Origin of the sequence: Streptomyces sp. NPDC005752 (assembly GCF_040630715.1) — a bacterium.
Classification (GTDB): domain Bacteria; phylum Actinomycetota; class Actinomycetes; order Streptomycetales; family Streptomycetaceae; genus Streptomyces.
The window spans coordinates 87,771-111,628 of the sequence record NZ_JBEXYB010000017.1; the positions used below are offsets into that span (position 1 = coordinate 87,771).

Consider the following 23,858-nt stretch of genomic DNA (forward strand, 5'->3'; position numbering starts at 1 on the left):
CGTCGCAGATCACGACGCCTCCCTGTTCCCGTCGCGGACGCCGCAGTGCCCCCGCCGGTCCGTCCGCACGGAGCGGACGGACCGATGGAGGCATGGTGCCCACGGATGCGCGTGCGGCTACGGCGTCACCCTCGCGCCGCCGAAGGTCATGACGAGGGAGCCGTCGCCGGCGAAGGACCAGTCCATCGCGCCGGAGTAGGCGGAGCACGCCGGCCCGTTGGAGCCGGTCCAGAACTGGTTGGAGCTGTCGGCGTCGCCCACGGTCTTGTCGTTGGAACCGTCGTCGCTGCGGCAGGAGACGTTGTCGCGGAACACCGAAGTGCCTTTGTCGAAGGAGAAGTTGCGCTCGGCGTTGTCGATGCTGACGTTGTCCGACACCGCCATCGAGCCGGGGTTGCTGTTGTAGGTGAACCCGTGGTGGCCGTTGCCGTAGGCGATGTTGCGCCGGACGACGTGGTCGACCTCGATGCCGTCTCCGCCGAGCTTGTAGCCGTTGCGGTCGCCGTCGGAGTTCACGGTTCCGTCCGACAGGGTGCCGTTGTCGTAGGAGAGGGAGTCCTCGATGGTCACGGGCCCGATGGGGCCGGTCTCCGACTTGGTGTAGAGGTCCCAGCCGTCGTCGATGTTGTTGTGGGACACGGTGTACCGGAAGACGTTCCCCGGGCCCGAGGTGAGCTTCGAGGCGAAGCCGTCCGCGTCCTCACCGTCGGAGTCGGCGTTGTCGTGCGATTCCGAGCTCAGGACGAGGTTGTTCGCCGGCCACTCGTCGTCGGGGGTGTCGGAGGCGATCCGCGAGATCTGCAGGCCGGAGTCGTGGTTGAAGCGCGTCACGACGTGTTCGATGACGTTGTCGCTGCCGCCGACGAAGATGCCGTTGTCACCGGCGTGCTCGACGACGATCCCGTCGACGTGCCAGTACGCGCCGTTCACCGCCAGGCCGCGGTTCGCCGGGTCCTCGCTCATGGCTGCGAAGTTCAGGACCGGGGTCTCGCCCGGATAGGCGGCGAGTGTCGTGCGGGCGCTCGAGGTGCCGTCGTTGCCCGGCGGAATGGTGACCGTCTCGGAGTACGCGTACGTCCCGCCGCGCAGGTAGACGGTTCCGCCGGAGGTGACGCGGGAGATCGCCGAGGAGAGCGTCGTCGGGTCGGACTCCGTACCGGCCGCGTCGTCGCTGCCCCCCGGCGCCACGTACAGGGCGTCGGCGGCCAGGGCTGCCCGGGCACCGGTGGCGCCGGCGGGGGTGGGGATGGCCTGCGCCATGGTGCCGGAAAGCGCGACGAGCGATCCGGTCACCAGGCCGATACACGCGATGACGAGCTTCTTCTTCTGCATCGTTCGTCTCCAGATCGGGTTGGTTCGACTGACCAGCGGGCGTCGGACCGGTGCATCGGGTAACTCCCCGGTGGGAAGACCCGGTCCGGTGCGGAAGCGACCGGGGCGGGTGGGGCCGAACTGGTGCACGGGGGTGGCCCTTCCTGTCTCGACTCGTGATGTGACTACTGCCGCCGGTTCGAGTTTCTGAACGGGCAGCGCGGCCGACACCACGCTGGGTGGGGAGAAAGCGCTTTCTCGGACCGTAAGGGCCTGTCGTGAGCGCGTCAATACACCTGTAGGTGATTAAAGTTCAGACATCTGAATCGGATAGTGGGGCTGGAAGTCCCCCCGACGCCGGCCGCAAGGCCTGAACCCGACGTGAACCGGTGTCGGATTCCCGCGCAAGCTCGATGTCGGATTTCCGCCAGCCGCCCGGTCCCCCGTGCCCGATGCTTGGACCATGCACACCGACACCGAGCGCTGCGTGCGGGCCGTACAGTCGAAGGACGCCCGCTTCGACGGCTGGTTCTTCACCGCGGTCCTCACCACCCGGATCTACTGCCGGCCCAGCTGCCCCGTCGTGGCGCCCAAGGCCCGCAACATGACCTTCTACCCCAGCGCCGCCGCGTGCCAGCAGGCCGGATTCCGCGCCTGCAAGCGGTGCAGGCCCGACACCAGCCCCGGCTCCCCGGAGTGGAACGCCCGCGCCGACTCGGTAGCCCGGGCCATGCGTCTCATCCAGGACGGGGTCGTCGACCGTGAGGGCGTACCGGGACTCGCCGCCCGGCTCGGATACTCCGCCCGGCAGGTCGAGCGCCAGCTCCTCGCCGAACTCGGCGCGGGACCGCTGGCGCTGGCCAGGTCCCAGCGCGCCCAGACCGCCCGGGTGCTCATCGAGACGACCGGGCTCCCCATGGCCGAGATCGCGTTCGCGGCCGGGTTCTCCTCGATCCGTGCGTTCAACGACACCGTGCGGGAGGTCTTCGGGCTCGCCCCCGGTGAACTGCGCACCCGCGCCGCGCGAGGACGCCGCGCGCCGGCCACCCCGGGGGTCATCGCCCTCCGACTGCCCTACCGCGCGCCGCTCACCCCCGGCAACCTCTTCGGGCACCTCGCCGCGACCGCCGTCCCAGGCGTGGAGGAATGGCGCGACGGAGCGTACCGTCGCACGCTCACGCTCCCGCACGGACACGGCATCGTGGCGCTGACCCCGCAGACCGGCCACATCGACTGCCGGCTCTCCCTCTCCGACCCCCGCGACCTCACGCAGGCCATCAGCCGCTGCCGCAGACTCCTCGACCTGGACGCCGATCCGGTCGCCGTGGACGACCAGCTCCGCGCCGATCCGCTGCTCGCTCCGCTCGTCGACGCGGCTCCGGGACGCCGCGTGCCGCGTACGGTCGACGCGTCCGAGTTCGCCGTACGCGCGGTACTCGGCCAGCAGGTCTCCACGGCTGCCGCCCGTACCCACGCGGCACGTCTGGTCCGCGCCCACGGCACGCCGGTCGACGACCTCGAGGGCGGTCTCACCCATCTCTTCCCCGCCCCCGAGGCACTGGCCGGCCTCGATCCCGAGGCGCTCGCCCTGCCGCGGAGCCGCCGCACGACCCTCACGACGCTCGTGGCCGCACTCGCCGGCGGATCGTTGCGTCTGGAGGAGGGCACCGACTGGGAGCAGGCGCGCACGGAACTGGCCGCCCTGCCCGGCTTCGGCCCCTGGACGGTCGAGGTCATCGCCATGCGCGCCCTCGGAGACCCGGACGCCTTCCTCCCCACCGACCTCGGGATCCGCAGGGCGGCCGAGCAGCTCGGCCTCCCGCCGACCCCCGCGGCCCTCACCGCGCGTGCCGTGCGGTGGCGCCCCTGGCGGGCGTACGCCGTGCAGTATCTGTGGACCGTCGACGACCACCCCATCAACCACCTGCCCGTCTGAGAGCGTAGGGACGAACCATGACCACCACACCCACGACGACCAGACATCACACGGTCGTCGACAGCCCGTACGGGGCGCTCACCCTGGTCGCGACCGACGGCGTGCTGTCCGGTCTCTACATGACCGGACAGCGGCACCGGCCGCCGGAGGAGACCTTCGGGGCGCCGGACCCACGGCCGTTCGGCGAGACCGTCCGCCAGCTGGACGCCTACTTCGCCGGCGAGCTGACGGAGTTCGACCTCCCCCTGCGCCTGGAGGGCACCCCGTTCCAGCGCGGTGTCTGGGCCGAGCTCGTACGGATTCCGTACGGCGAGACCCGGTCGTACGGCGAACTGGCCGGACACCTCGGCAAGCCGGGCGCCTCCCGGGCGGTGGGCCTCGCCAACGGCAGGAACCCGGTCGGGATCATCGTCCCCTGCCACCGCGTCGTCGGAGCCTCGGGGAGCCTGACGGGGTACGGAGGCGGACTGGACCGCAAGCAGCGGCTGCTCGCCTTCGAGCGGGGCGCGGAGGGCGCGACACCGGCCCTGTTCTGAGCGGGCGTGCGGACCGGAGTGCACGGCGCCTTCGCCGGTCATGTGGCAGGCCGGGGCCCGGGCGCCCCGGTCCGCCCGCGACACTCAGCCGGTGAAGATCTCCACGACCGACCAGATGGCCAAGCCCAGCATGCACACGCCACCGATGCGCTGCACGGTCTTCAGCGGCACCCGCTTGGCGATGAAACGGCCCGCCAGCAGCGCCAGCGCGGACACCGACATGAGGGCGATCGCCGACCCGACGGCCGTGGACCAGGCACCGTTGCTGGCGGCGAGGTTCGCGGTGGTGATCTGCGTCAGGTCGCCCCACTCACTGATGAACACCGCCATGAACGCCGTGGAGTAGACGGGCCAGAAGCCCGTGACGGTCTTGATCTCCTCGTCCTCGTCGTCGTCACCGCCGCCGCTGCGCAGCAGCATGAACGCGCCGAACGCGAAGAGGGCGGCCGAGACCAGCTTGACGATCCAGTCGGGGAGCAGGCCGATCAGCCCACCCGCCCCGACGGCGATGGCGACGTGCACGATGAACGCGGACGAGGTGCCGAACCAGACGTAGAGCGGCCGCATGCGAGTGCCCATGGCCAGGGAGGCGAACATCGTCTTGTCGGGGAGCTCCGCGAGGAAGATCAGCCCGAAGGCGGTGAGGATCGCCAGGAGGTCGAGGTGCATTCCGGGTGGCTTTCTGTGCGAGCCGGGCCCCGGGCCTTCCGCGAAGCGCCACTCGGCATTTCGGAGGACCACTCGGCCCGGCATGACGGCGGCGCCCGCAGGGCGCGGGCGTGTCATACCTGACCGAAGGTCTCGCCCACCCGTGAGGATCCACGGGCCCGGCCACCGGGAACCCGAGGGCTCCAGTGTGTCGACGACCGGTTTTCGGGGCTACTCCCCTTCGCAGCCGTCAACGATACCCCATAGGACCTGCGGGTGAGTGGCTCGGTACAGTCCTGGGGTGATCATCCACGCCGCCCCCGGGAGTGCCCCCGTATGAGCCGCCGCCCCCGCAAGGCCGCCGGAGCGGGACCGTCCAGGCCCACGGTGAGCGTCTGCCGGGGATGCTGCTGCGGCACCCCGAAGATCCCCGGCGTGGACCACGCCGGGCAGCTCGCGCAGCTGCGCGGGGCCCTCGACGGGGCCGCCGCCGTGCGGGCCGTGGAGTGCCTCGACGCCTGCGAGCACGGCAACGTCATCGTCGTACAGCCCTCGGCCGACGGCCGCCGCGTCGGCGGCCGTCCCGTCTGGCTCGGGCTGGTCAACGATCCGCAGGCCGTCGCCGACATCGCCACGTGGGCGGGGGAGGGCGGACCCGGCCTCGCGGACCCGCCGGAGATCCTGGACCTGTACGCCTTCAGCCCGTCCCGCCGGATCCGGGCCGGACTGGAGGGGAAGGGGTCCTAGTGCCCTGAACCGCCGGTCCGTACGCGGGGGCTCGTCCGGCCGGCGGCACTCCGCTTCACGCCACGGTCCCGGGTCCGGTGGGTGGTCACGGTGCAACGAGGTGTCGTGACCCGCCGATCCCCAGGTCCCCGCGGAGATCCTCACCGATCGGCGGCCGCCCCCGGATCAATCAGGTACCGCCTGCGGACAGCCGCTCCAGCAGCGCGGGCAGCGCCGTCCCGATGGGCTCGCGCACCGTCTCCTCGGCCAGCTCGTCGTACGGGGTCGGCTCCGCGTTCACCACGATGAGCCGGGCCCCGTGCTCCACCGCGATCCCGGCCAGCGAGGCCGCGGGCTGCACCTGCAGCGTCGTACCCACCGCGACGAACACCTGGCTCGCCTTGGTGATCGCCATCGCCTCCGCCAGCACCTGAGGATCGAGGCGCTCGCCGAACATGACCGTCGCCGACTTCAGGATCCCGCCGCAGACCGAGCAGGGCGGATCCGTCTCGCCCGCCTCGACGCGGGCCAGCGCGTCCGCCATGGGCGACCGGGCGTGGCAGCGGGTGCAGACCACCTCGCGTGCCGTGCCGTGGAGTTCGACGACCTTGCGGGCGGGCAGGCCGGCCAACTGGTGAAGTCCGTCGACGTTCTGCGTGATGACCCGGACCGGGGTGCCGGACCGTTCGAGCGCGGTCACCGCGCGATGGGCCGCGTTCGGCTCGGCGCTCCACGTCGCGCTGGTGCGGCGCATCTGCCAGGAGCGGCGGCGGATCTCCGGATCGGACATGTAGAAGTCGTACGTGACGAGCTTCTCCGCCTCCGGATCCTTCCGCCAGAGGCCCTGCGGACCGCGGTAGTCGGGGATGCCGGAGTCCGTGGAGATGCCGGCGCCGCTGAGGATCGCGACGAGAGTCATGCTCCGAGCCTACGGACGCCACCGCCCCGCCGCGATGACATTTCCGAGGGCAGCCTCTAGGGTCCGGGCCATGGCCAAGGTTGTCGTGAATCTGGACGCGGAACTCGTCGTGGAAGTCATGGTGCTGGCGGGCGTCGGAAACCCGCAGGACGCCGTCGAACTCGTCGTGCGCGACTACATCGCACGCGGCCATCGCACCGAAGCGCGGGCCGCCTCGCAGGACGACGCACGGAGGGAGGCCGACGCCAGGCCGCAGGACCCCCAGGGCTGACCCTCACCCCGGGACCTGTACGCCGTCCTCCAGTTCGGCCGCGCCGGCACCGGAGTCGAGCACCTCCAGCGCCACTGAGACACGCCGTGCGAGCCTGTCGGGCAGGTACGCGGCGAGTTCGGCGCGGTCCACCAGCCGCCAGGAGAGGAGCTCGTCCTCCTGGATCCGGATCGAGTCGAGCTGCTCCCGGGCCAGCACACCGCCGTCGTAGACGTAGGCGACGATGGGAGGACGGTCCACGCCCCGTGCCCAGTCCACGGCGAGCAGCCGCCCAGGTGCGAGGTCGAGGCCGATCTCCTCCGCGGTCTCGCGGCGGGCGGCCTGCCGGGGACTCTCGCCGTCGCCCGACTCGATGGTGCCGCCGGGCAGCGCCCAGCCCTCCCGGTAGTTCGGTTCGACGAGCAGGACCCGTCCCCGTCCGTCCCTGAAGAGGGTGGCGGCCCCGGCCAGTACACGGGGGAGGCCTGCGATGTAGGTGGCGTAGTCAGAGGTGGTCACGGGGGCAGCGTAGGGGGCGCGCACGTGGTTTCGGACAGCCATGGGCAGATCAGGGGTGGTCCGGATATGGTCGGGGCGGCGCGACTGCCTGTTCGAAAGCAAAGGGATGCAAGGTGGCGGACGGAGCAGTGATGGAGACCCCCCACGTGCTCGTGGCGGCGGACAAGTTCAAGGGCTCACTGACAGCCGTGCAGGTCGCGGAGCGGGTGACGGCCGGGCTGCGGAGCGTCGTACCCGGGGTGCGGGTCGAGGCCCTGCCCGTCGCGGACGGCGGTGACGGTACGGTCGCCGCCGCGGTGGCCGCCGGATTCGAGCGCCGCGAGGTGCGGGTGGCCGGGCCGCTGGGCACCCCGGTGACGGCGGCGTACGCGGTGCGCGACGCCACCGCCGTGGTGGAGATGGCCGAGGCCTCGGGCCTCCAGCACCTGCCGGCGGGGGAGTTCGCCCCGCTCACGGCGACCACGTACGGCTCCGGGGAACTGCTCGCGGCCGCGCTCGACGCGGGCGCGAGGACGATCGTCTTCGGCGTCGGCGGCAGCGCCACCACGGACGGCGGCGCGGGCATGCTCTCCGCGCTCGGAGCCCGCTTCCTGGACGGCGCCGGCAAGCCCGTCGGCCCCGGCGGCGGCGCGCTCGCCGGACTGGCCGAGGCCGACCTCTCGGGGCTCGACCCCCGGCTCGCCGACATCGACCTGATCCTGGCCAGCGACGTGGACAACCCCCTGACCGGTCCCAAGGGTGCTCCCGAGGTCTACGGACGGCAGAAGGGCGCCACCGAGGACGACATCGCGGTCCTCGACGCGGCGCTGGTCCACTACGCCTCCGTGCTGGGACCCGGGACGGCCGAGCTGCCGGGAGCGGGAGCCGCCGGAGGCATCGGCTACGGCGCACTGGTGGCCCTGGGCGCACGCTTCCGGCCCGGCATCGAGGTCATGCTCGACGTCCTCGGCTTCGCCCCCGCGCTGGCCCGTGCCACGCTCGTCGTCACCGGGGAGGGCTCGCTCGACGAGCAGACCCTGCACGGGAAGGCCCCGGCGGGCGTCGCGGCCGCGGCCCGCGAGGCCGGCGTGGAAGTCGTCGCCGTGTGCGGACGCCTGGCACTGCCGCAGGAGGCACTGGACCGGGCCGGTATCCGCCGGGCCTACGCCCTGACGGACCTGGAACCGGACCCCGCCGTCTGCATGGCGCAGGCCGGCCCCCTCCTGGAACGCGCGGCCGGGACGATCGCCCGCGACTTCCTGTCCTGACGCACCGCCGTGAGGGGGCGGCCCGCCGGGCTCCCCCTCACGGGCGCTGTGCCCCCTCCTCGGCCGCCCCGCCCCCTCACGTCTGCGGTGCCGACAGCCTGAACGCGTCCAACGCCAGCATCATCTCGATCAGTTCGCGGGGCCGTGACAGCGACCGAGAGGTCAGCCGCTCCAGCCGCCGCAAGCGGTTGAGCACGGTGTTGCGGTGGCAGTACAACCGTCCCGCCGCCCGCCCCGCCGACCCTCCGCACTCCAGCCACGCCTCGAGCGTCCGCACCAGGAGCGCCCGGTCCGCAGGGGCCAACGCCAGCAGCGGGCCCAGGACATCCGCGATCAACCGGGCCGAAAGCTCCGGCTGGCTCACCACCAGCGCGGCGGGCAGCCGTTCCTCCAGCCGCACGATCTTTGTCGTACCGGGCGGACAGGTCAGCAGTGCCAACTCGGCCAGCCGGCGCGCCGCTCCCAGCCCGGACAGTCCGTCGGCCACCGGGCCGATTCCGCCGGGGCCCCGGCACCAGCGCGCCAGGTGTTCGGCGAGCGCCGCCGGATCCCGGTCACCCAGCGCGACGACGAAGGTCTCGCGGTCCCCGCGCCTCCGCCTCAGGAAACGCAGCCCGTCCGTCTCCGGAGCCACGCCCGACGGGCCGCCCTCGGCCACCCGCAGCACCGCCACCGCGTAGCGACCCCGCTCCGGCAGATCCAGACCGCTCGCCGCGCGCGCCACGAGACCCGGCTCCGACCGGCCCTCCAGCAGGGCGTCGAGCAGGACCCGGCCCCGCTCGTCACTGCGCTGCCGCATGTCTTCGCTCCGTCCCGCAGCCGAGCCGCTCATGGCTCGTGAGGATGCCACCGGCCGTGCCGGGTACGACGGCGCGTCACCTCCTTCTGTGCACCCGCACAACCAGGGCCTTCGAAGACTGGTCACCCGCAGCGATTGCGCCCGGGGCCGTGGACGCGCGCCCCGCCCGCTGCTGGTCTGTGGCACCACGACGACCAGTCGGAAGGAGGAGGACGCATGGCAACGCTCGAGATCCGCGAACTGTCCGTGGGCTACGGCCCGGTACGGGCACTGCGCGACGTCTCCGTCGACGTGCCGGCCGGCGCGATCACCGCTGTACTCGGCGGCAACGGCGCCGGCAAGACCACGCTGCTGCGGGCCGTGTCGCGGACCCTCGGCTTCCACCGCGGCACGGGCACGGGCACCATCCGCTTCGACGGCCGCCCTCTGGACGGGCTCCGCCCCGCCCAGGTGGTGGCGGCGGGAGTGATCCAGGTACCGGAAGGGCGGCAGGTGTTCGCCCGGATGACGGTGGCGGACAACCTGCGGGCGGGCGCACTCGGGGCACGCGGCGGGCGCAAGGCGACGGCCGCCGCCCTCCGCCGCGTACACGAACTGTTCCCGGTCCTCTCCCAGCGCGCGCACCAGCGGGCCGGACTGCTGTCCGGCGGCGAGCAGCAGATGCTGGCGATGGGCAGAGCCCTGATGGCCGGCCCCCGCCTGCTGCTGCTGGACGAGCCGTCGCTCGGCCTCGCCCCGCTGATGGCGGCCAGGATCGCCGAGACGATCCAGGAGATCAACGCGGGCGGCACCTCCGTCATGCTCGTCGAGCAGAACGCGGCCATCGCGCTGCGGCTCGCCTCCACGGCGTACGTACTGGACGTCGGCGAGGTCGCACTCGACGGTCCCGCCGACGAGCTGGCAGCCTCCGACGAGGTACGCCGCCGCTATCTCGGCGTCGTCGACGAGACGGCCGCCGAGGACGCGGCACGGGCCGAAGGCGTCACCCGCACGCTGAGCAGGTGGTCCGCGTGACGACCTCCCCGGCCCCTCTCACCGTGCGCGACGTGACCGTACGCTTCGCCGGGCTCACCGCCCTCGACGCGGTGTCCTTCACCGTCGAGCCGGGCAGCGTGCACGCCGTCATCGGCCCCAACGGCGCGGGCAAGTCCACCACCTTCAACGTGCTCTCCGGCGTCTACCGCGCCACCTCGGGCAGCGTGCACCTCGGTGACACCGAACTCACCGGGCTCGCCCCGCACAGGATCGCCGACCTCGGCATCGCCCGTACCTTCCAGAACCTCGCCCTGCCGCCGCACGCCACCGTCGCCGAAAGCCTCATGCTCGGCCGGCACCGGCTCACCCGCGCCGGCTTCGTGGCCTCCGGACTGAGGCTCCCCTCCGCGACCCGGGAGGCCCACCGGCACCTCGAACGGGTGCGGGAGATAGCCGGGTTCATCGGTCTGGACAAGGAACTCGACTTCCCGGCCGGGGCCCTTCCGTACGGCAAGCAGAAGCTCGTCGAACTCGGCCGCGCCCTGTGCATGGAACCCGAGATCCTGCTCCTGGACGAGCCCATCGCGGGTATGACCGCCGACGAACGCCGCCGCACGGCGGCCGTCGTCGCCGGTGTGCGCGACAGCCTCGGCATCTCGATCGTCATGGTCGAACACGACATGGGGGTGGTGATGCGGCTCGCGGACGCCGTGACCGTACTCGACTTCGGACGCAGGATCGCCGGGGGTACGCCCGCCGAGGTGCAGAACGACCCGGCCGTCGTGCAGGCCTACCTGGGGGCACAGGAATGACCACCTTCATCGAACTCCTCCTGGGCGGCCTGTCCATAGGCTCGGTCTACGCACTGATCGCCCTGGGCTTCGTCGTCATCTTCAAGGCGACCGAGGTCGTCAACTTCGCCCACGCCTCACTGCTCCTGGCCGGCGGATACGTCACCGCCGTGCTCCACGACGACATCGGCTTCTGGCCGGCGCTCGGCGTCGGGATCGCGGGCGCGGCGGTCGTCGGTTCGGCGATCGAGTTCTTCGTGATGCGCCGCTACCGTGGCAGCGACCAGAGCGTCCTGGCCATCGTCACCATCGGCGTCGACATCCTCCTCACCACCGAACTCGTCCGGCGCATGGGGACGGACGTCATGTCGCTCGGCGACCCGTGGGGCGACGACGTCGTCACCGTCGGGGGCGTCACCCTCGCCGAGACACGCATCGCTGCGTTCCTAGTCGCGGGGCTGCTCATCACGGTGTTCCTGCTCGCCTTCCGCTTCACCTCGTGGGGCGTCTCCATGCGTGCCGCGGCCGAGAACCCGCAGACCGCCGCGCTGATGGGCATCCGGCTGGGCAGGGTCTCGCTGTCCGCCTGGGCGGTCGCCGGAGCCCTCGCCGCCGTCGCCGCGCTCTTCCTGACCGTGTTCCCGACCCCCGGCCTGGAACGGGCCACCTCACTCGCCGCGCTCAAGGCGTTCCCCGCCGCGATCCTCGGCGGTCTCGACTCGACGACCGGAGCCCTCGTCGGAGGGCTCGTCGTCGGAGTCACCGAGTCACTCGCCACCGGCTACCAGAGCGACCTCTCCTTCCTCGGACGCGGCATCGGTGATCTGGCGCCGTATCTGGTGATGGTGGTCGTCCTGCTCGTCCGGCCGGCGGGACTCTTCGGTACGAAGGAGCTGTCCCGTGTCTGAAGCCACCAAGGACGCCGTCGCTCCGGCCCCCGCGGGGGCCCGCGCCACCGGGACGTCGTTCACCGACCGGCTGCGCCGGCCTGCCCCGTACCTCTGGCTCGCCGGCTCGGTGCTGCTCCTTCTCCTCCCGTTCTACCTGGACCGATTCTGGCTCCAGGCAGGGCTGTTCGCGATGGCCGCCGCGATCGGGGCGATCGGGCTCAACCTGCTCACAGGCTCCACCGGCCAGCTCTCCATGGGGCACGCCTTCTTCCTCGCGGTGGGCGCGTACGGCTACTGCGTCCTCGGGGGCGAGAGCAGCACCGAGAACGGGCACGCCCTCACAGGCCTCGGCCTGCCCGCCTGGCTCGCGGCCGTCCTGGCCGTGCTCCTGGCGGGCGCCGCGGGCGGACTCTTCAGCCCCATCGCCGGGCGGCTGAGCGGCGCCTACCTGGGAATCGCCACGCTCGCACTCATCTTCATCGGCCAGCATGTGCTGTTCAACGCGGGCACGCTCACCGGCGGTTTCAACGGCCGCCCCGTGCCGCCCCTCTCGCTCTTCGGGTTCACCTTCGACGACGCCGAAGTGGTCGTCGCCGCCGTGCCCTTCCAGTCGTCCGAGAAGCTCTGGTACCTGGGTCTGGCTGCCCTTCTGGCCAGTGGGCTCTTCGCCCGCGGGGTGCTCCGGGGCAGGCCCGGCCGGGCGCTCAACGCCATCCGGGACCACCGCATCGCCGCGGGCGTGATGGGGGTACCGGTGGCCAGGTACCGGGCCGGAGTGTTCGTCCTGTCCTCCATGTACGCGGGCCTCGCGGGCGTCCTGCTCGCGCTGGTCTTCCAGCGGACCGTGCCCGAGTACTTCGGCATGATCCTGTCCCTCGAATACCTCGCCATGATCGTCATCGGCGGTCTGGGCAGCGTCGCGGGAGCCGTCATCGGCGCCGCGTTCGTGTCGCTGCTCCCGCAGGTGCTCACCCACTACAGCGACTCCCTCCCCCTGGTGTCCGCCCCTGGTACGGGCGGCATCGCACCGGGCGAGGCGTCCCGCTATCTGTACGGCGCCGCGGTCGTCGCGGTCGTCCTGTTCCTGCCCGGCGGCATTGCGCGTCTGAAGACTCCAGGGGAGAAGAAGAAATGAAGCCACGTGTTGTCGGAGCCGTCGTAGCGGCTCTCACCCTCACCCTCACCCTCGCGGGATGCAGCGGGAAGGCGAAGTCGTCGGACGACGGCGCCGCGGACAAGAGCGGCGTCAAGACCGGTGAGGGCGTCACCGGGTCGAAGATCACCCTCGGCGCCCTGACCGACATGACCGGCGTGTACGCCTCGCTGGGCAAGAGCGTCACCCAGGCACAGCAGCTCTGGGTGGAGGAGACCAACAAGGCGGGCGGTATCTGCGACCGGCAGATCGAGCTCACCGTCCGCGACCACGGATACGACCCGCAGAAGGCGATCGGCGCCTACACGGAGCTGGAACCGGACGTGCTGGGCTTCACCCAGTTCATCGGCTCCCCGTTCGTCTCCGCCGTCGAATCGCGCATCGACGGCCAGGACAAGGCCATCGTCCTGCCCCAGGCCTGGTCGGCGAACCTGGTCGGATCCGAGTACGTCCGCGTCATCGGCGCCACCTACGACGTCGAGACGATCAACCTGATCGACTTCCTGCTCGACGAGAAGCGCATCGCCAAGGGCGACAAGATCGGTCACGTGTACTTCGAGGGCGACTACGGCGAGAACGCCCTGGCCGGCTCCGAGCACGCGGCCGAGGAGGCGGGCCTGACCGTCGTCGAGCAGAAGATCAAGCCGACCGACAACGACATGACCGCCCAGGTCTCCGCGCTCAAGCAGGCCGGTGTGAAGGCGGTCGTCGTCAGCGCCGGGCCGCGCCAGGCGGCTTCCCTCGTCGGTGTCGCCGCGGCCACCGGCTTCGACGTCCCCGTAGTGGGCAACAACTCGGCGTACGCCCCGCAACTCCTGGCCACCCAGGCGGGCAAGGCCCTGCAGAAGGACTACTACATCGGTGCCTCCACCCTGCCCATCGGTGACGCGGCGGACGGACCGGCGAAGCTCGCGAAGGCCTACGCGGCCAAGTACCCCGAGGACGGCCTCGACAACGGGGTCATCGCCGGGTACAACGCTGCTTCCGTCTTCGGTGAGGCATTGAAGGCGGCCTGTGAGTCGAAGGACCTGACCCGCGAAGGGGTCGACAAGGCTCTGCTCACCATCAAGGACTTCGGCGGCGACTTCGGGATCTCGCACGACTTCACCGACCCGTCGGCGCCCTCCACCCGGCAGACCGTCGTCATGAAGCCCGATGCCAAGACCCCCGGCGGCCTCAAGGTCGTCCGCCCGGCCGAGGTGGCTCCGGCGGCCGAGTCCTTCGGGCTCAAGCCCTGACCTCCCCGCACAGCGACGGGCCCGGCCGCTGAGGCCGGGCCCGTCCCGGTGCGCCGTCAGTGGGTGTAGGCCTCCAGCTCGGACAGCTGACCGGCCGGCCAGCCGGTGTTGGCGGTGAACGTCAGCCGCAGGTACCGGACCGGAGTCCCGGTGAGTGTCACTGTCGCGGCATTACCGCCCGACGGGTCGAAGGTGTAGCCGGCGGGCGCCTTCAGCGAGCTGTAGGCGGAGTTGTCGGTGCTGCCCGACACCCCGATCGTCTGCGTACGCGTCGCCCAGGCCGCGGCCGGAGGCAGCTTCAGCACCAGGCGCTTGACCGCTTTGGCGGCACCGAGGTCCACGGTGACGGACTGAGGAAACGCGTTGTTGCGGCTCTCCCAGTAACTGCCGGCGTTGCCGTCCACCGCGTTGGCGGCGCCGTAGACGTCGGCGTGGCCGGTCTCGGTGACGGGGCGGCCCTGCGCGAGGTTGCCCGTCTCCTCCGGCGGGTCCGTCGGGTCCGGGGGATCGGTCGGGTCCGTGGGGCCGCCGTCCCCGGGAACCCCGCCGTTGGTCCACACCGGGTCGGGCCAGACACCGGTGCAGGCGGGCGGGTTCGCGTACCAGCCCGAGTTGCCGGTGCCGCGGGTGATCTGGAAGCCGCTGCCGACACAGTTGTGGATCGGGTTGGACTGGGCGATGTGGGTGGCGACGACGTCCTTGAAGGACGCCGTGCCCGGGGCCTGGATCTGGAGTGCGTACGTACCGGCCCCGTCGATCTTGATGTTGTCGAAGTGCAGCCCGTCGGAGGCACCCTCGATCAGATGGATCGCGGCGTAGGAGCTGTCCAGGATCTCGCTGTCGGTGATGTTGATCGTGGCGTTGCTGATCGGTTCGTTGAGTCCGCTGAACCAGATCGCGCCGACGCCGAAGCGCCAGTTGAAGTCGTTGTTGCCGGTGCGGATGAGGGTGTTGCGGGCGGCGGTGTGGGTGCCCGCGACAGCCGTGCCCTGGCCCGAGTTGACGCCTGGATACCTGTTGGCTATGTGCAGTCCGCCGCCGTTGGTGACGGTGTCCGACATGACGTTGTCGGAGATCGTGATGTCCTTGCCGCCGTAGGTGACGATGTTGTTGGCGAGGATCGGCAGGATCACGGTGTTGAACGTGAACTTGTTCTTCACGTTCGGGACGTTCTCCGCCCACATGGCCAGACCGTCGTCCCCGGTGTTGCGGACGAACGTGTTGGTCACGGTGGAGTTCGTGACGCCGTAGTGGAAGTTCACGCCGTCGGCCGTCTGGTCCAGGATCCGGCTGTTCCTGATGGTGAAGTTGTCCATCGGGCCGTCCATCCAGGCGCCGCACTTGGTGTGCTGCATCCAGATGTTGTCGACGACCGAGTCGGACATGGCGCCGCCGATGGCGTTGACCTGGTCGTTGTCCTCCCGCTCACGGATGTCGCCGATGATGGCGAAGTCCTTGAGGGTGACGTCGCTGCTGCCGCCCTGCGCGGAGTACTTGCCGTAGATCCCCACCGCCTTGCCACGGTCCGTGGGGTGACGGCCGGTCAGCACGCTGTACCAGGGGCCCGCGCCGCGCAGGGTCACCTTGTCGACGACGATGTGGTCCTGGACCTTGAAGGTTCCCTGCGGGATGTACACCTCCTTGCCCTGGCTGCGGCCCGCGTCGACCGCTGCCTGGATCTTCGCGGTGGAGTCGGCGGCCCCTGTGGGGTCGGCGCCGAAGTCACTCACCACGTCCAGCGCCCCCGTCGGCTTGCCGACCGGTGCGCCGACCTGCTCGAAGTCCGCCAGGTCGATGGTGAACGACGGCGAGGCGGCGGTCGAGGTGACCTGGAGCCGGATCTTGGTACCGGCGGCCAGGGTGGACCCGAACATGGTCCGGGTCTCGTCGTAGAAGTGGTGCGGATTGGTGTCACCCGGGTTGTTGTTGAACGGGTAACCCCCGTAGTACCAGCCGTGCTTCGACGTCACCGGCACACTCTTGAGCGAGGAGCCGTCGACGCGCAGGTCCAGGGAGGCGTCGCGGCCCGTCCCGGCCGCGTTGTCCGGGAGCGAGTAGCGGAAGGTCATCGCGTTCGCGGGGGCGGTGAGTGTGAACTCGACGTACTCGCCTGTGGCGTCGAGTGTGACGGCCTGCCGGCCCGAGGCCTCGGAGGGCAGGGAACCGTAGAGGCGGTCGGGGCCGGCCAGGGTGCCGTTGGTGGCGGCGTACTCGGCTTCCTGTTCCTTGAACGGCACGGTGGCGCCCCGGCCGGATATCCCGACCGGTGACGGTGCGGGGACCGCGGCGGCCTGCGCGGGGGGAGCACCGGCCAGGACGAACGCGGCGGCGGTGCCCGCGGCGGCGAGCGCGAGGGAGAGGGAGGCGGACAGAGAACGTCTGAACAGACGTGGTCCGGGGAGTGGTGGGGTCACGTGTGGTCGTCCTTGCGGCTCGAAGGGCTCTTCGGACGACCCACAGGCTAGGAGCACCCGAGTAAAGAAGTCCACGGGGCTGCGCAAGATTTCGTCTTCATCGCTCAAATAAACGACTCGGAACGGGAATGGCGCTCGAGTGGAGCGGGCATGTGTCTTCAGGAAGTGAAGTCTTGTCATGTCCATTGACAGCTGTTCGGTCGCCCTGGCTTCATGTGAACAAGCCGATGGGAGCGCTCCCATCAGCACACCCCGCCTCACCCCCATGAAAGGCGACAACGGATGAAGCCATGGACCAGAAAGCCGCTGGGTACGGCGCTTGCCGCCGCCGTGACCGCCACCGCTCTGCTGATGACGCTGTCCGGCCCGGTCGTCGCACAGCCCGCGACAGCCACTCCGGCGGCGGCAGCGGCCGGAGTGGGGACGGACTGGCTGCACACCGAGGGCAACCGGATCGTCGACGACCGGGGCGACGAGGTCTGGCTCACCGGGGCCAACTGGTTCGGCTTCAACGCCACCGAGAGGGTGTTCCACGGGCTCTGGTCCGCCAATCTCGACACGATCGTCCGGCAGTCGGCTGAGCGGGGCATCAACATCCTCCGTGTCCCGATCTCCACACAGCTCCTGCTGGAGTGGAAGAACGGCCAGGCCGCGACGTCCAGCGCGGTCAACACCTGGGCCAATCCCGAGCTCAAGGACAAGACGACCCTCGGAGTGTTCGACGCGTTCCTCGGGGTCGCCGAGAAGTACGGCGTCAAGGTGATGCTGGACGTCCACAGCGCGGAGGCCGACAACTCCGGCCATGTGTATCCCGTGTGGTGGAAGGGGGCGATCACCACCGAGCAGTTCTACTCCGCCTGGGAGTGGGTGACCGCCCGCTACAAGGTCGACGACACGCTCGTGGCGATGGACGTCAAGAACGAGCCGCACGGCAAGCAGTCGGACAGCCCCCGGGCGAAATGGGACGGCTCCACGGACCAGGACAACTTCAAGTACACCTGCGAGACGGCCGGCAAGCGCATCCTCGCGATCAACCCCCACGTCCTCGTCATGTGCGAAGGCATCGAGATCTACCCCAAGGACGGCGTGAACTGGTCCTCCACCGCGGCGGCCGACTACCACGGCATGTGGTGGGGCGGAAATCTGCGCGGGGCGAAGGACCACCCGGTCGACCTCGGGTCCCAGCAGGACCAGCTGGTCTACTCCCCGCACGACTACGGACCTCTCGTGTACCAGCAGCCCTGGTTCCAGGGCGAGTGGAACCGCACCACCCTGGAGCGGGACGTCTGGGATCCCAACTGGCTCTACCTGCACAAGGACGGCACCGCACCGCTGTTCATCGGTGAATGGGGAGGACACCTCGACAACGGGCCCAACCAGAAGTGGATGACGGCCCTGCGCGATCTGATCGTGGAGAACGGCATCCACCAGACCTTCTGGTGCATCAACCCGAACTCCGGGGACACGGGCGGCCTGCTGGGCCACGACTGGGCGACCTGGGACGAGGCCAAGTACGCGCTGCTCGAGCCCGCCCTCTGGCAGTCGGGCGGCAAGTTCGTCGGGCTCGACCACGAGGTCAGGCTCGGTGGCGCCTCCAGCACCACCGGCATCAGTCTCGGAGACCTCTACGGCGACTGAGCCCGGCCCGTGGCCGAGGGACGCACCACCCCGCTGACCGCCCTGGGGCACCTATGAACCCCACCGCCTCGGTGCCCCAGGGCTCTCCACCGCGCGCAGTGCTCCGTCAGCCGTCCGGGCCCAGGGCGTTGAGGAGCAGCAGGGCGATGTCGTCGGTGCCCGGGGTGGCATGTCTCGCGTACCGCACGAGTGTGTCGGCGACGGACTCCATGTCCTGGTCCAGGGCGAGGGCGAAGTGTGCGGCCAGCTCGGTCACGGCGTCGTGGAAGTCCACGCCAGGCGCCTCCACGAGGCCGTCCGTGAACAGGGCGAGCGCCGCACCGGGGAGCAGCGGGACCTCTGCCGTCGGATACCGGGATGCGGGTTCGATGCCGAGGAGCAGTCCGGGCGGCAGGTCGAGAGCCTCGGTCTGCCCGTCCGGCTGCCGCAGCAGCGGCGAGGGGTGGCCCGCGGTGGCCATGCGTGCGGTGTGCCCGGCCAGGTCGAGATGGACGTAGAGGCAGCTGGTGAAGAGGCCGGGATCCAGGTCGGTGAGCAGCCGGTTGGTACGGGCGAGCACCTCGTCGGGCGGCGCCCCGGCGGAGGCGTGCACGGCGGTACGGACCTGTCCCATGAGCGCGGCGGCGTTCTCGTTGTGGCCCTGTACGTCGCCGATGGCGGCGGCGGCCGTGGTGTCGTCCAGCCGGATCAGGTCGTAGAAGTCGCCGCCGATGCCCATGCCCCGGGTCGACGGCAGGTAGCGTGCGGCCACGTCCAGGCCGGCCACCGCGGGCAGGGTCTGGGGCAGGAGGTGCGCCTGCAGGCTGTGCGCGAGCCGGTCCTTGACGTCGTAGAGACGGGCGCGGTCCAGCGCCTGGGCGAGCAGTCCCGCGATCGAGGTGAGCAGGGCGCGCTCCTCGGGCTCGAAGGGGTGCGGCCGGTCGTAGGCGAGGACCAGGGAGCCGACCGCGTGCCCCGAGACGATCAGCGGGAGGAACGCGCAGGCGGCCACGGCGTCACGCAGGTCCGCCGCCGGGTAGGCGCGCTCCAGTTCGGTGAAGGAGGAGTAGAAGTCCGGGATACCTGTCATGAGAACGTGCGCGGCGGGCGTGGCGGAGGTCAGGGAAGCGCCGTCGAAGCGGTCCATGAGCGCGGGATGGCTGCCGCGGCTCCCCTCGACACGCAGCCGGCCCTCCGACGACATCATGACGACGAGTGTCTGGATCCGGAAGGCGGGCATCAGCTGGTCGGCACTCAGCTCGATCACGTCCTGGGCGCCCACGGCCTCGGTGAGTGTCGCCGCCAGATGCATCAGGTGGTAGAGAGCCGTGGCCCTGCTCGGCACGCCGGTCGTGGTGGGCAGCGCGGGTGCGACGAGGTCCCGGGGGCCGGGCCGTATGGCCGGCACGATCCGGACGCTGATCCCGGTGGCGTTCGGGAACAGGTGGAAGGACAGCCACTGGTCCGGTGGCCGCAGCACGGTGAAGGACGTCTGCTGACGACTGATGACGGCCGCGCGGTAGTGGTCCTCGACGGCGGGGTTGTTCAGCCAGGGGAGCGACGCCCAGGGCAGGGTGCCGAGCACGTCCTCCGCACGGACTCCCAGGAGGCCCGCGGCGTCTTCGTCGAGGAAGACGACCGTCCCGTCGATCGCCAGCGAGCAGCTTCCGCCGGGCAGCCGCCGGACGAACTCCGCGACGGCCGCGGCCTCGGCCGGACCCGGGGCGGGCGGCTCCGGCGGCGGGAGGACCCTCGGCAGGGCCCCGGGCAGGACCGGGTGACCACTGCTCTCGGCCTGCTGCAGCAGCGTGCCGATGCCGTGGCAGCTCCTGACGAATGCTTCACGCTCGGAGGGGGCCAGCAGCGGCGGGTGCGAACCGGGCCACAGCAGCACGAGTCCGCCCCGGTCGGTGGCGCCGGTACGGACGGGTGCGGCACCCAGGGCGAACTGGTACGGCAGGACGAGCGCAGGACGGGGATAGCGGCGGGCCAGCTCCTCCTGGCTGCCCAGCCAGATCAGGCACCGCAGGCGGACGGAGTCGGCCACCGGGATCGGAGCCGACAGCGGCACCCGGGTCCACGGGGCGGACAGCTGACCCGGTACCCCCGCGAGCACGGCCAGATGCAGCGTGGTGCCGTCCGCCGAGAGCAGGTACAACATCGCCACGGACGCGCCGGTGTCTCGCACCACGGCTGCGACGGCGCTGTCGAGCAGCTCCGTGCCCGACCCCGTGGCGGCGACAGAGGAGGCATGGTCCTGCACGCCTTCCAGCGTCCTCCGTGACGGGCGGCCGCGCACCCCGGACGGGTTCGCGGCCGCGCCGGTGCGGCACGCGGGGTGTCCCCGCGTCCCTGCGGGGGGAGGGGCGCAGGAGCCCACGGCCGCGCCACGCACGAGGGCCCGGATGCTGGGGAGCATCCGGGCCCTCGTCATTGCGTCGCGCGTGATTACGGCTGTGTCGCCCGCGCCTCACGCCGGTTGTCACGGAAGGTGTTCACCCGTCGCGCTGTGGCGAAGAGCGGAATCACCGCACCCAGGACGACCTGCAGGGCGCAGCCGGTCTGCAGGAGCAGCTGACCGCCCGGGGCGTCGAAGGCCCAGGCGGCGAGGAGCCCCATCGCGGCCACGATCCAGCTGAGCATCGCCACCGCGAGGACGCCTCGCGGCTTCGGGTACTCGACCCGGCTGACCATGAGCCACGCCACACCGATGATCGCGAGCAGCGTCGGTACGAAGGGCAGCTCAAGCAGCACGATCGAGACGACCGTGAGCGCTCCGAAGGGGCTCGGCATGCCCTGGAACATGCCGTCCTTCAAGGTGACGCACGAGAACCGCGCAAGCCTGAGCACCACCGCCAGCAGCACCACGATCGCCGCGAGCGCCGACACCCGCTGGTGTGCGTCGTCCGCGACCATGCCGTACACCAGGACGAAGTACGCCGGTGCGAGGCCGAAGCTGATCAGGTCGGAGAGGTTGTCCAGCTCCGCACCCATCGGGGAGGAGCGCAGCTTGCGCGCCACCAGCCCGTCGAAGAGGTCGAACACCGCAGCCATGAGCATGAGGATCACCGCGGTGGCAGCGGAGTGCCGGGCCATGCCCGACTCGTCGCTGCCGGTGAGGTGCGGGATGAGGATCCCCGTGGTGGTGAAGTACACCGCCATGAAGCCACAGGTGGCGTTACCGAGAGTGAGGGTGTCCGCTATCGACAGCCGCATCGAGAGCGGCATGTCCTCGGAGTCGTCCTGCTCGTCGGCCTCCGGAACCCAGTTCGCCTGGGTGTCGGGATCAATCACGGTCAATTCGAGTCACCCCCGCGGTCGTGGCCTGGCCGACCTCGACCGCGACATCGACACCTTCCGGAAGGTAGATGTCCACGCGCGAGCCGAAGCGGATCAGACCGATGCGTTCGCCCTGCTCCACCTTCGTACCCTGCGGGATGTAGGGGACGATGCGACGGGCGACCGCTCCCGCGATCTGCACCATCTCGATGTCGCCGAGCTCGGTGTCGAAGTGCCAGACAACGCGTTCGTTGTTCTCGCTCTCCTTGTTGAACGCCGGGACGAACCCGCCCGGGATGTGCTCGACCGAGGTCACGGTGCCGGCCAGTGGAGCCCGGTTGACGTGAACGTTCAGCGGGCTCATGAAGATCGCGACGCGGGTGCGCCCGTCCTTCCACGGCATGATGCTCTGCACCACGCCGTCGGCCGGCGAGATGACGCGGCCCTGGGTGATCTCGCGCTCGGGGTCGCGGAAGAACCACAGCATGCCCGCCGCGAGCGCGGTGGTGGGCACGGCCACGGCGGCCCAGCGTCCGGACTTGCGAGCCCGGACGAGGCTGAGTGCCGCGGTGGCGACGGTCGGGAGGAGCCACGGCGATGCTCCGCGTGCAAGGCGGACCCCGCCGCGAGGTGCAGGGATTTGGCTGTCGGGCATGGATGACCTTCGTAGCGGATGAGGCCGCGCTGGCAAGCGGGGGGACGGCGGCTTTCCCGCGATGCTATCGGGTGCGAGCGGCAACTGGGCAAGCCAGCAGCCGAGTCGGACAGCTGAAAGGCTCCGGACGGGGGTGACTCGATGTGATGTTCTTCGCCACCAAATCACCCCGAAAGAGACATTTCAGCCCTGGAGCCGGTACTCCTCGAGCAGCCGGCGACCGATGATCATTTTCTGGATCTCGGCGGTACCTTCACCGATCAGCAGCATCGGGGCCTCGCGGTAGAGGCGCTCGATCTCGTACTCCTTGGAGAAGCCGTAACCGCCGTGGATGCGGAAGGCGTCCTCGACGACTTCCTTGCAGTATTCGGAGGCGAGGTACTTCGCCATCCCTGCCTCCAGGTCGTTCCGCTCCCCGGAGTCCTTTTTGCGTGCTGCATTGACCATCATCGCATGGGCGGCTTCGACCTTGGTGGCCATTTCAGCCAGTTTGAACTGGATCGCCTGGTGCTGGGCGATCGGTTTTCCGAAGGTCTCACGCTGCTGGGCGTACGACACACCCAGTTCGAACGCACGTTGCGCGACGCCACAGCCACGCGCGGCGACATTCACCCGCCCGACCTCGACGCCGTCCATCATTTGGTAAAAACCTCGGCCCGTGGTGCCGCCCAGCACGCGATTGGCCGGAATGCGCAGTCCGTCCATGATGAGCTCGGTCGTGTCGACACCCTTGTAGCCCATCTTGTCGATCTTCCCCGGGATCGTGAGACCGGGGCGGACCTCCCCGAAGCCCGCCTCCTTCTCCACCAGGAAAGTCGTCATCGACTTGTGCGGAGCCGTTCCCTCGGGGTGTCCTTCGTCACTCCGGCACAGGACGGCGACCAGGGTGGACGAGCCACCGTTCGTCAGCCACATCTTCTGGCCGTCGAGGACGTACTCTCCCCCGCTCTCGGCTCCGCTCGAGCGGGAGGCGCCCCCACCGTCCCAGACGCCCTTGGACGAGATCGCGGAGACGTCCGAGCCGAGCGCCGGCTCGGACATCGAGAACGCGCCCCGCACCTCGCCCAGTGCCATCCGGGGCAGGAACGTGTCCTTCTGCTCCTGCGTACCGTGCTGCTTGAGCATGTACGCCACGATGAAGTGCGTGTTGATGATGCCCGAGACACTCATCCAGCCGCGGGCGATCTCCTCGACGCACAGGGCGTACGTCAGGAGCGACTCGCCCAGACCGCCGTACTCCTCCGGGATCATCAGCCCGAACAGGCCGAGTTCCTTGAGCCCTTCGACGATGTCCGTCGGATATTCGTCACGGTGCTCCAGCTGCGTCGCGACTGGAATGATCTCCTTGTCGACGAAATCCCGGACCGTGGAGAGAATTTCCTGCTGGATATCCGTCAGACCGGCTGTCTGCGCGAGTCGGCTCATCGCTACTTCTCCACGTTCTTGCTCGACGGCTGATCGATCTCGGGGCGGCCGGGCTGCTCTCCGCCGCGCTCCTTGATGTACGTCTCGGTGGGGACCATCACCTTGCGGCGGAACACGCAGACCAGCGTGCCGTCCTGCTTGTAGCCCTTTGTCTCGACATGCACGATGCCGCGGTCGCTCTTGGACCTCGACGGCGTCTTGTCCAGCACGGTCGTCTCGCCGTAGATCGTGTCGCCGTGGAAGGTGGGCGCGACGTGCTTCAGCGACTCGACCTCCAGATTGGCGATCGCCTTGCCGGAGACGTCCGGTACGGACATGCCGAGCAGCAGCGAGTAGATGTAGTTGCCGACGACGACGTTCTTCCCGAAATCGGTCGTCCTCTCGGCGTAGTTGCTGTCCATGTGCAGCGGGTGGTGATTCATGGTCAGCAGGCAGAAGAGGTGGTCGTCGTATTCCGTGACGGTTTTCCCGGGCCAGTGCTTGTATACCGCACCGACCTCGAACTCCTCATAGGTGCGTCCGAACTGCAT

Annotated in this window: 22 protein-coding genes; 11 read left to right on the plus strand and 11 right to left on the minus strand. The window is 70.2% G+C overall.

What is annotated here, in order from left to right:
* Positions 1–117: 117 nt before the first annotated feature.
* Complete coding sequence (locus tag ABZ441_RS16470) at positions 118–1,332, minus strand: right-handed parallel beta-helix repeat-containing protein (protein ID WP_358973746.1); 1,215 nt, start codon at positions 1,330–1,332, stop codon at positions 118–120.
* A 442-nt stretch (positions 1,333–1,774) separates the two neighbouring features.
* Between ABZ441_RS16470 and ABZ441_RS16475 the strand changes: the two genes are divergently transcribed.
* Positions 1,775–3,247, plus strand: a complete 1,473-nt coding sequence (locus ABZ441_RS16475; RefSeq protein WP_358973749.1) for an AlkA N-terminal domain-containing protein — start codon at positions 1,775–1,777, stop codon at positions 3,245–3,247.
* Positions 3,248–3,264: 17 nt separating this feature from the next.
* A complete protein-coding gene (locus ABZ441_RS16480; RefSeq protein ID WP_358973752.1) occupies positions 3,265–3,783 on the plus strand; it encodes a methylated-DNA--[protein]-cysteine S-methyltransferase in 519 nt (172 codons plus the stop codon).
* Positions 3,784–3,867: 84 nt separating this feature from the next.
* Here ABZ441_RS16480 and ABZ441_RS16485 read toward each other — a convergent pair whose 3' ends face one another.
* The gene (locus ABZ441_RS16485; protein WP_358973755.1) at positions 3,868–4,452 is read right to left on the minus strand and encodes a TMEM165/GDT1 family protein; all 585 of its coding nucleotides are present in this window, start codon (positions 4,450–4,452) and stop codon (positions 3,868–3,870) included.
* 315 nt (positions 4,453–4,767) lie between these two features.
* On the opposite strand from ABZ441_RS16485, the gene ABZ441_RS16490 reads away from it, so the two are divergent.
* The gene (locus ABZ441_RS16490) at positions 4,768–5,178 is read left to right on the plus strand and encodes a (2Fe-2S) ferredoxin domain-containing protein (RefSeq protein WP_358973758.1); all 411 of its coding nucleotides are present in this window, start codon (positions 4,768–4,770) and stop codon (positions 5,176–5,178) included.
* A 169-nt stretch (positions 5,179–5,347) separates the two neighbouring features.
* Here the strand turns inward: ABZ441_RS16490 and ABZ441_RS16495 are convergent, their stop codons facing one another.
* Positions 5,348–6,076: a Sir2 family NAD-dependent protein deacetylase gene (locus ABZ441_RS16495; RefSeq protein WP_358973761.1), complete on the minus strand. Its 729-nt coding sequence runs from the start codon at positions 6,074–6,076 to the stop codon at positions 5,348–5,350.
* A gap of 70 nt (positions 6,077–6,146) precedes the next feature.
* Here ABZ441_RS16495 and ABZ441_RS16500 point away from each other — a divergent pair, with 70 nt between their 5' ends.
* On the plus strand, positions 6,147–6,347 hold the full coding sequence (locus tag ABZ441_RS16500) for a DUF2191 domain-containing protein (protein WP_205021036.1): 201 nt from the start codon (positions 6,147–6,149) through the stop codon (positions 6,345–6,347).
* Between the two features lie 3 nt (positions 6,348–6,350).
* Here ABZ441_RS16500 and ABZ441_RS16505 read toward each other — a convergent pair whose 3' ends face one another.
* A complete protein-coding gene (locus tag ABZ441_RS16505; RefSeq protein ID WP_358973765.1) occupies positions 6,351–6,845 on the minus strand; it encodes an NUDIX hydrolase in 495 nt (164 codons plus the stop codon).
* Positions 6,846–6,976: 131 nt separating this feature from the next.
* Here ABZ441_RS16505 and ABZ441_RS16510 point away from each other — a divergent pair, with 131 nt between their 5' ends.
* Positions 6,977–8,092 (plus strand): glycerate kinase, encoded by a 1,116-nt coding sequence (locus ABZ441_RS16510; RefSeq protein WP_358973768.1) that lies wholly within the window; start codon positions 6,977–6,979, stop codon positions 8,090–8,092.
* A gap of 76 nt (positions 8,093–8,168) precedes the next feature.
* Here the strand turns inward: ABZ441_RS16510 and ABZ441_RS16515 are convergent, their stop codons facing one another.
* Complete coding sequence (locus tag ABZ441_RS16515) at positions 8,169–8,924, minus strand: helix-turn-helix domain-containing protein (RefSeq protein ID WP_358973771.1); 756 nt, start codon at positions 8,922–8,924, stop codon at positions 8,169–8,171.
* 183 nt (positions 8,925–9,107) lie between these two features.
* On the opposite strand from ABZ441_RS16515, the gene ABZ441_RS16520 reads away from it, so the two are divergent.
* From ABZ441_RS16520 to ABZ441_RS16540, 5 genes are read left to right on the plus strand one after another with little or no spacing between them, the layout of a single operon-like run.
* Positions 9,108–9,905, plus strand: coding sequence for an ABC transporter ATP-binding protein (locus ABZ441_RS16520; protein ID WP_358973774.1), 798 nt, complete (start codon positions 9,108–9,110; stop codon positions 9,903–9,905).
* Positions 9,902–10,678 (plus strand): ABC transporter ATP-binding protein, encoded by a 777-nt coding sequence (locus ABZ441_RS16525; protein ID WP_358973777.1) that lies wholly within the window; start codon positions 9,902–9,904, stop codon positions 10,676–10,678. Before ABZ441_RS16520 ends, ABZ441_RS16525 begins: the two co-directional genes overlap by 4 nt.
* Positions 10,675–11,565, plus strand: coding sequence for a branched-chain amino acid ABC transporter permease (locus tag ABZ441_RS16530; protein WP_358973780.1), 891 nt, complete (start codon positions 10,675–10,677; stop codon positions 11,563–11,565). Before ABZ441_RS16525 ends, ABZ441_RS16530 begins: the two co-directional genes overlap by 4 nt.
* Positions 11,558–12,682 (plus strand): branched-chain amino acid ABC transporter permease, encoded by a 1,125-nt coding sequence (locus tag ABZ441_RS16535; protein WP_358973783.1) that lies wholly within the window; start codon positions 11,558–11,560, stop codon positions 12,680–12,682. The genes ABZ441_RS16530 and ABZ441_RS16535 overlap by 8 nt, the downstream gene beginning before the upstream one ends.
* Positions 12,679–13,938, plus strand: coding sequence for an ABC transporter substrate-binding protein (locus ABZ441_RS16540; protein WP_358973786.1), 1,260 nt, complete (start codon positions 12,679–12,681; stop codon positions 13,936–13,938). The genes ABZ441_RS16535 and ABZ441_RS16540 overlap by 4 nt, the downstream gene beginning before the upstream one ends.
* Positions 13,939–13,994: 56 nt before the next feature.
* On the opposite strand, the gene ABZ441_RS16545 is transcribed toward ABZ441_RS16540, so the two are convergent.
* Positions 13,995–16,352, minus strand: coding sequence for a discoidin domain-containing protein (locus ABZ441_RS16545; protein WP_358973789.1), 2,358 nt, complete (start codon positions 16,350–16,352; stop codon positions 13,995–13,997).
* A 282-nt stretch (positions 16,353–16,634) separates the two neighbouring features.
* Here ABZ441_RS16545 and ABZ441_RS16550 point away from each other — a divergent pair, with 282 nt between their 5' ends.
* On the plus strand, positions 16,635–17,990 hold the full coding sequence (locus ABZ441_RS16550) for a glycoside hydrolase family 5 protein (RefSeq protein WP_358973791.1): 1,356 nt from the start codon (positions 16,635–16,637) through the stop codon (positions 17,988–17,990).
* Positions 17,991–18,096: 106 nt separating this feature from the next.
* Here the strand turns inward: ABZ441_RS16550 and ABZ441_RS16555 are convergent, their stop codons facing one another.
* The 5 genes from ABZ441_RS16555 to ABZ441_RS16575 form a co-directional block, all read right to left on the minus strand.
* Entirely contained in the window at positions 18,097–20,232 is a 2,136-nt protein-coding gene (locus tag ABZ441_RS16555; protein ID WP_358973794.1) for a GAF domain-containing SpoIIE family protein phosphatase, read from the minus strand.
* Between the two features lie 185 nt (positions 20,233–20,417).
* Entirely contained in the window at positions 20,418–21,269 is an 852-nt protein-coding gene (gene pssA / locus ABZ441_RS16560; protein WP_358973797.1) for a CDP-diacylglycerol--serine O-phosphatidyltransferase, read from the minus strand.
* Positions 21,256–21,903: a phosphatidylserine decarboxylase gene (locus ABZ441_RS16565; protein ID WP_205021023.1), complete on the minus strand. Its 648-nt coding sequence runs from the start codon at positions 21,901–21,903 to the stop codon at positions 21,256–21,258. The genes pssA and ABZ441_RS16565 overlap by 14 nt, the downstream gene beginning before the upstream one ends.
* 183 nt (positions 21,904–22,086) lie before the next feature.
* Positions 22,087–23,328: an acyl-CoA dehydrogenase family protein gene (locus ABZ441_RS16570; protein ID WP_358973802.1), complete on the minus strand. Its 1,242-nt coding sequence runs from the start codon at positions 23,326–23,328 to the stop codon at positions 22,087–22,089.
* Between the two features lie 2 nt (positions 23,329–23,330).
* Positions 23,331–23,858: a MaoC family dehydratase gene (locus tag ABZ441_RS16575; RefSeq protein WP_358973805.1), complete on the minus strand. Its 528-nt coding sequence runs from the start codon at positions 23,856–23,858 to the stop codon at positions 23,331–23,333.

Excerpts from the sequence above, each read along its gene's own strand:
- ABZ441_RS16495 (WP_358973761.1), bottom strand. The coding sequence starts at position 6,076 with ATGACTCTCGTCGCGATCCTCAGCGGCGCCGGCATCTCCACGGACTCC.
- ABZ441_RS16485 (WP_358973755.1), bottom strand. The coding sequence starts at position 4,452 with ATGCACCTCGACCTCCTGGCGATCCTCACCGCCTTCGGGCTGATCTTC.
- ABZ441_RS16490 (WP_358973758.1), top strand. The coding sequence starts at position 4,768 with ATGAGCCGCCGCCCCCGCAAGGCCGCCGGAGCGGGACCGTCCAGGCCC.
- ABZ441_RS16550 (WP_358973791.1), top strand. The coding sequence starts at position 16,635 with ATGAAGCCATGGACCAGAAAGCCGCTGGGTACGGCGCTTGCCGCCGCC.
- ABZ441_RS16570 (WP_358973802.1), bottom strand. The coding sequence starts at position 23,328 with ATGAGCCGACTCGCGCAGACAGCCGGTCTGACGGATATCCAGCAGGAA.
- ABZ441_RS16475 (WP_358973749.1), top strand. The coding sequence starts at position 1,775 with ATGCACACCGACACCGAGCGCTGCGTGCGGGCCGTACAGTCGAAGGAC.
- ABZ441_RS16480 (WP_358973752.1), top strand. The coding sequence starts at position 3,265 with ATGACCACCACACCCACGACGACCAGACATCACACGGTCGTCGACAGC.
- ABZ441_RS16565 (WP_205021023.1), bottom strand. The coding sequence starts at position 21,903 with ATGCCCGACAGCCAAATCCCTGCACCTCGCGGCGGGGTCCGCCTTGCA.
- ABZ441_RS16515 (WP_358973771.1), bottom strand. The coding sequence starts at position 8,924 with ATGAGCGGCTCGGCTGCGGGACGGAGCGAAGACATGCGGCAGCGCAGT.
- ABZ441_RS16540 (WP_358973786.1), top strand. The coding sequence starts at position 12,679 with ATGAAGCCACGTGTTGTCGGAGCCGTCGTAGCGGCTCTCACCCTCACC.
- ABZ441_RS16510 (WP_358973768.1), top strand. The coding sequence starts at position 6,977 with ATGGAGACCCCCCACGTGCTCGTGGCGGCGGACAAGTTCAAGGGCTCA.
- ABZ441_RS16520 (WP_358973774.1), top strand. The coding sequence starts at position 9,108 with ATGGCAACGCTCGAGATCCGCGAACTGTCCGTGGGCTACGGCCCGGTA.
- ABZ441_RS16500 (WP_205021036.1), top strand. The coding sequence starts at position 6,147 with ATGGCCAAGGTTGTCGTGAATCTGGACGCGGAACTCGTCGTGGAAGTC.
- ABZ441_RS16470 (WP_358973746.1), bottom strand. The coding sequence starts at position 1,332 with ATGCAGAAGAAGAAGCTCGTCATCGCGTGTATCGGCCTGGTGACCGGA.
- ABZ441_RS16530 (WP_358973780.1), top strand. The coding sequence starts at position 10,675 with ATGACCACCTTCATCGAACTCCTCCTGGGCGGCCTGTCCATAGGCTCG.
- ABZ441_RS16575 (WP_358973805.1), bottom strand. The coding sequence starts at position 23,858 with ATGCAGTTCGGACGCACCTATGAGGAGTTCGAGGTCGGTGCGGTATAC.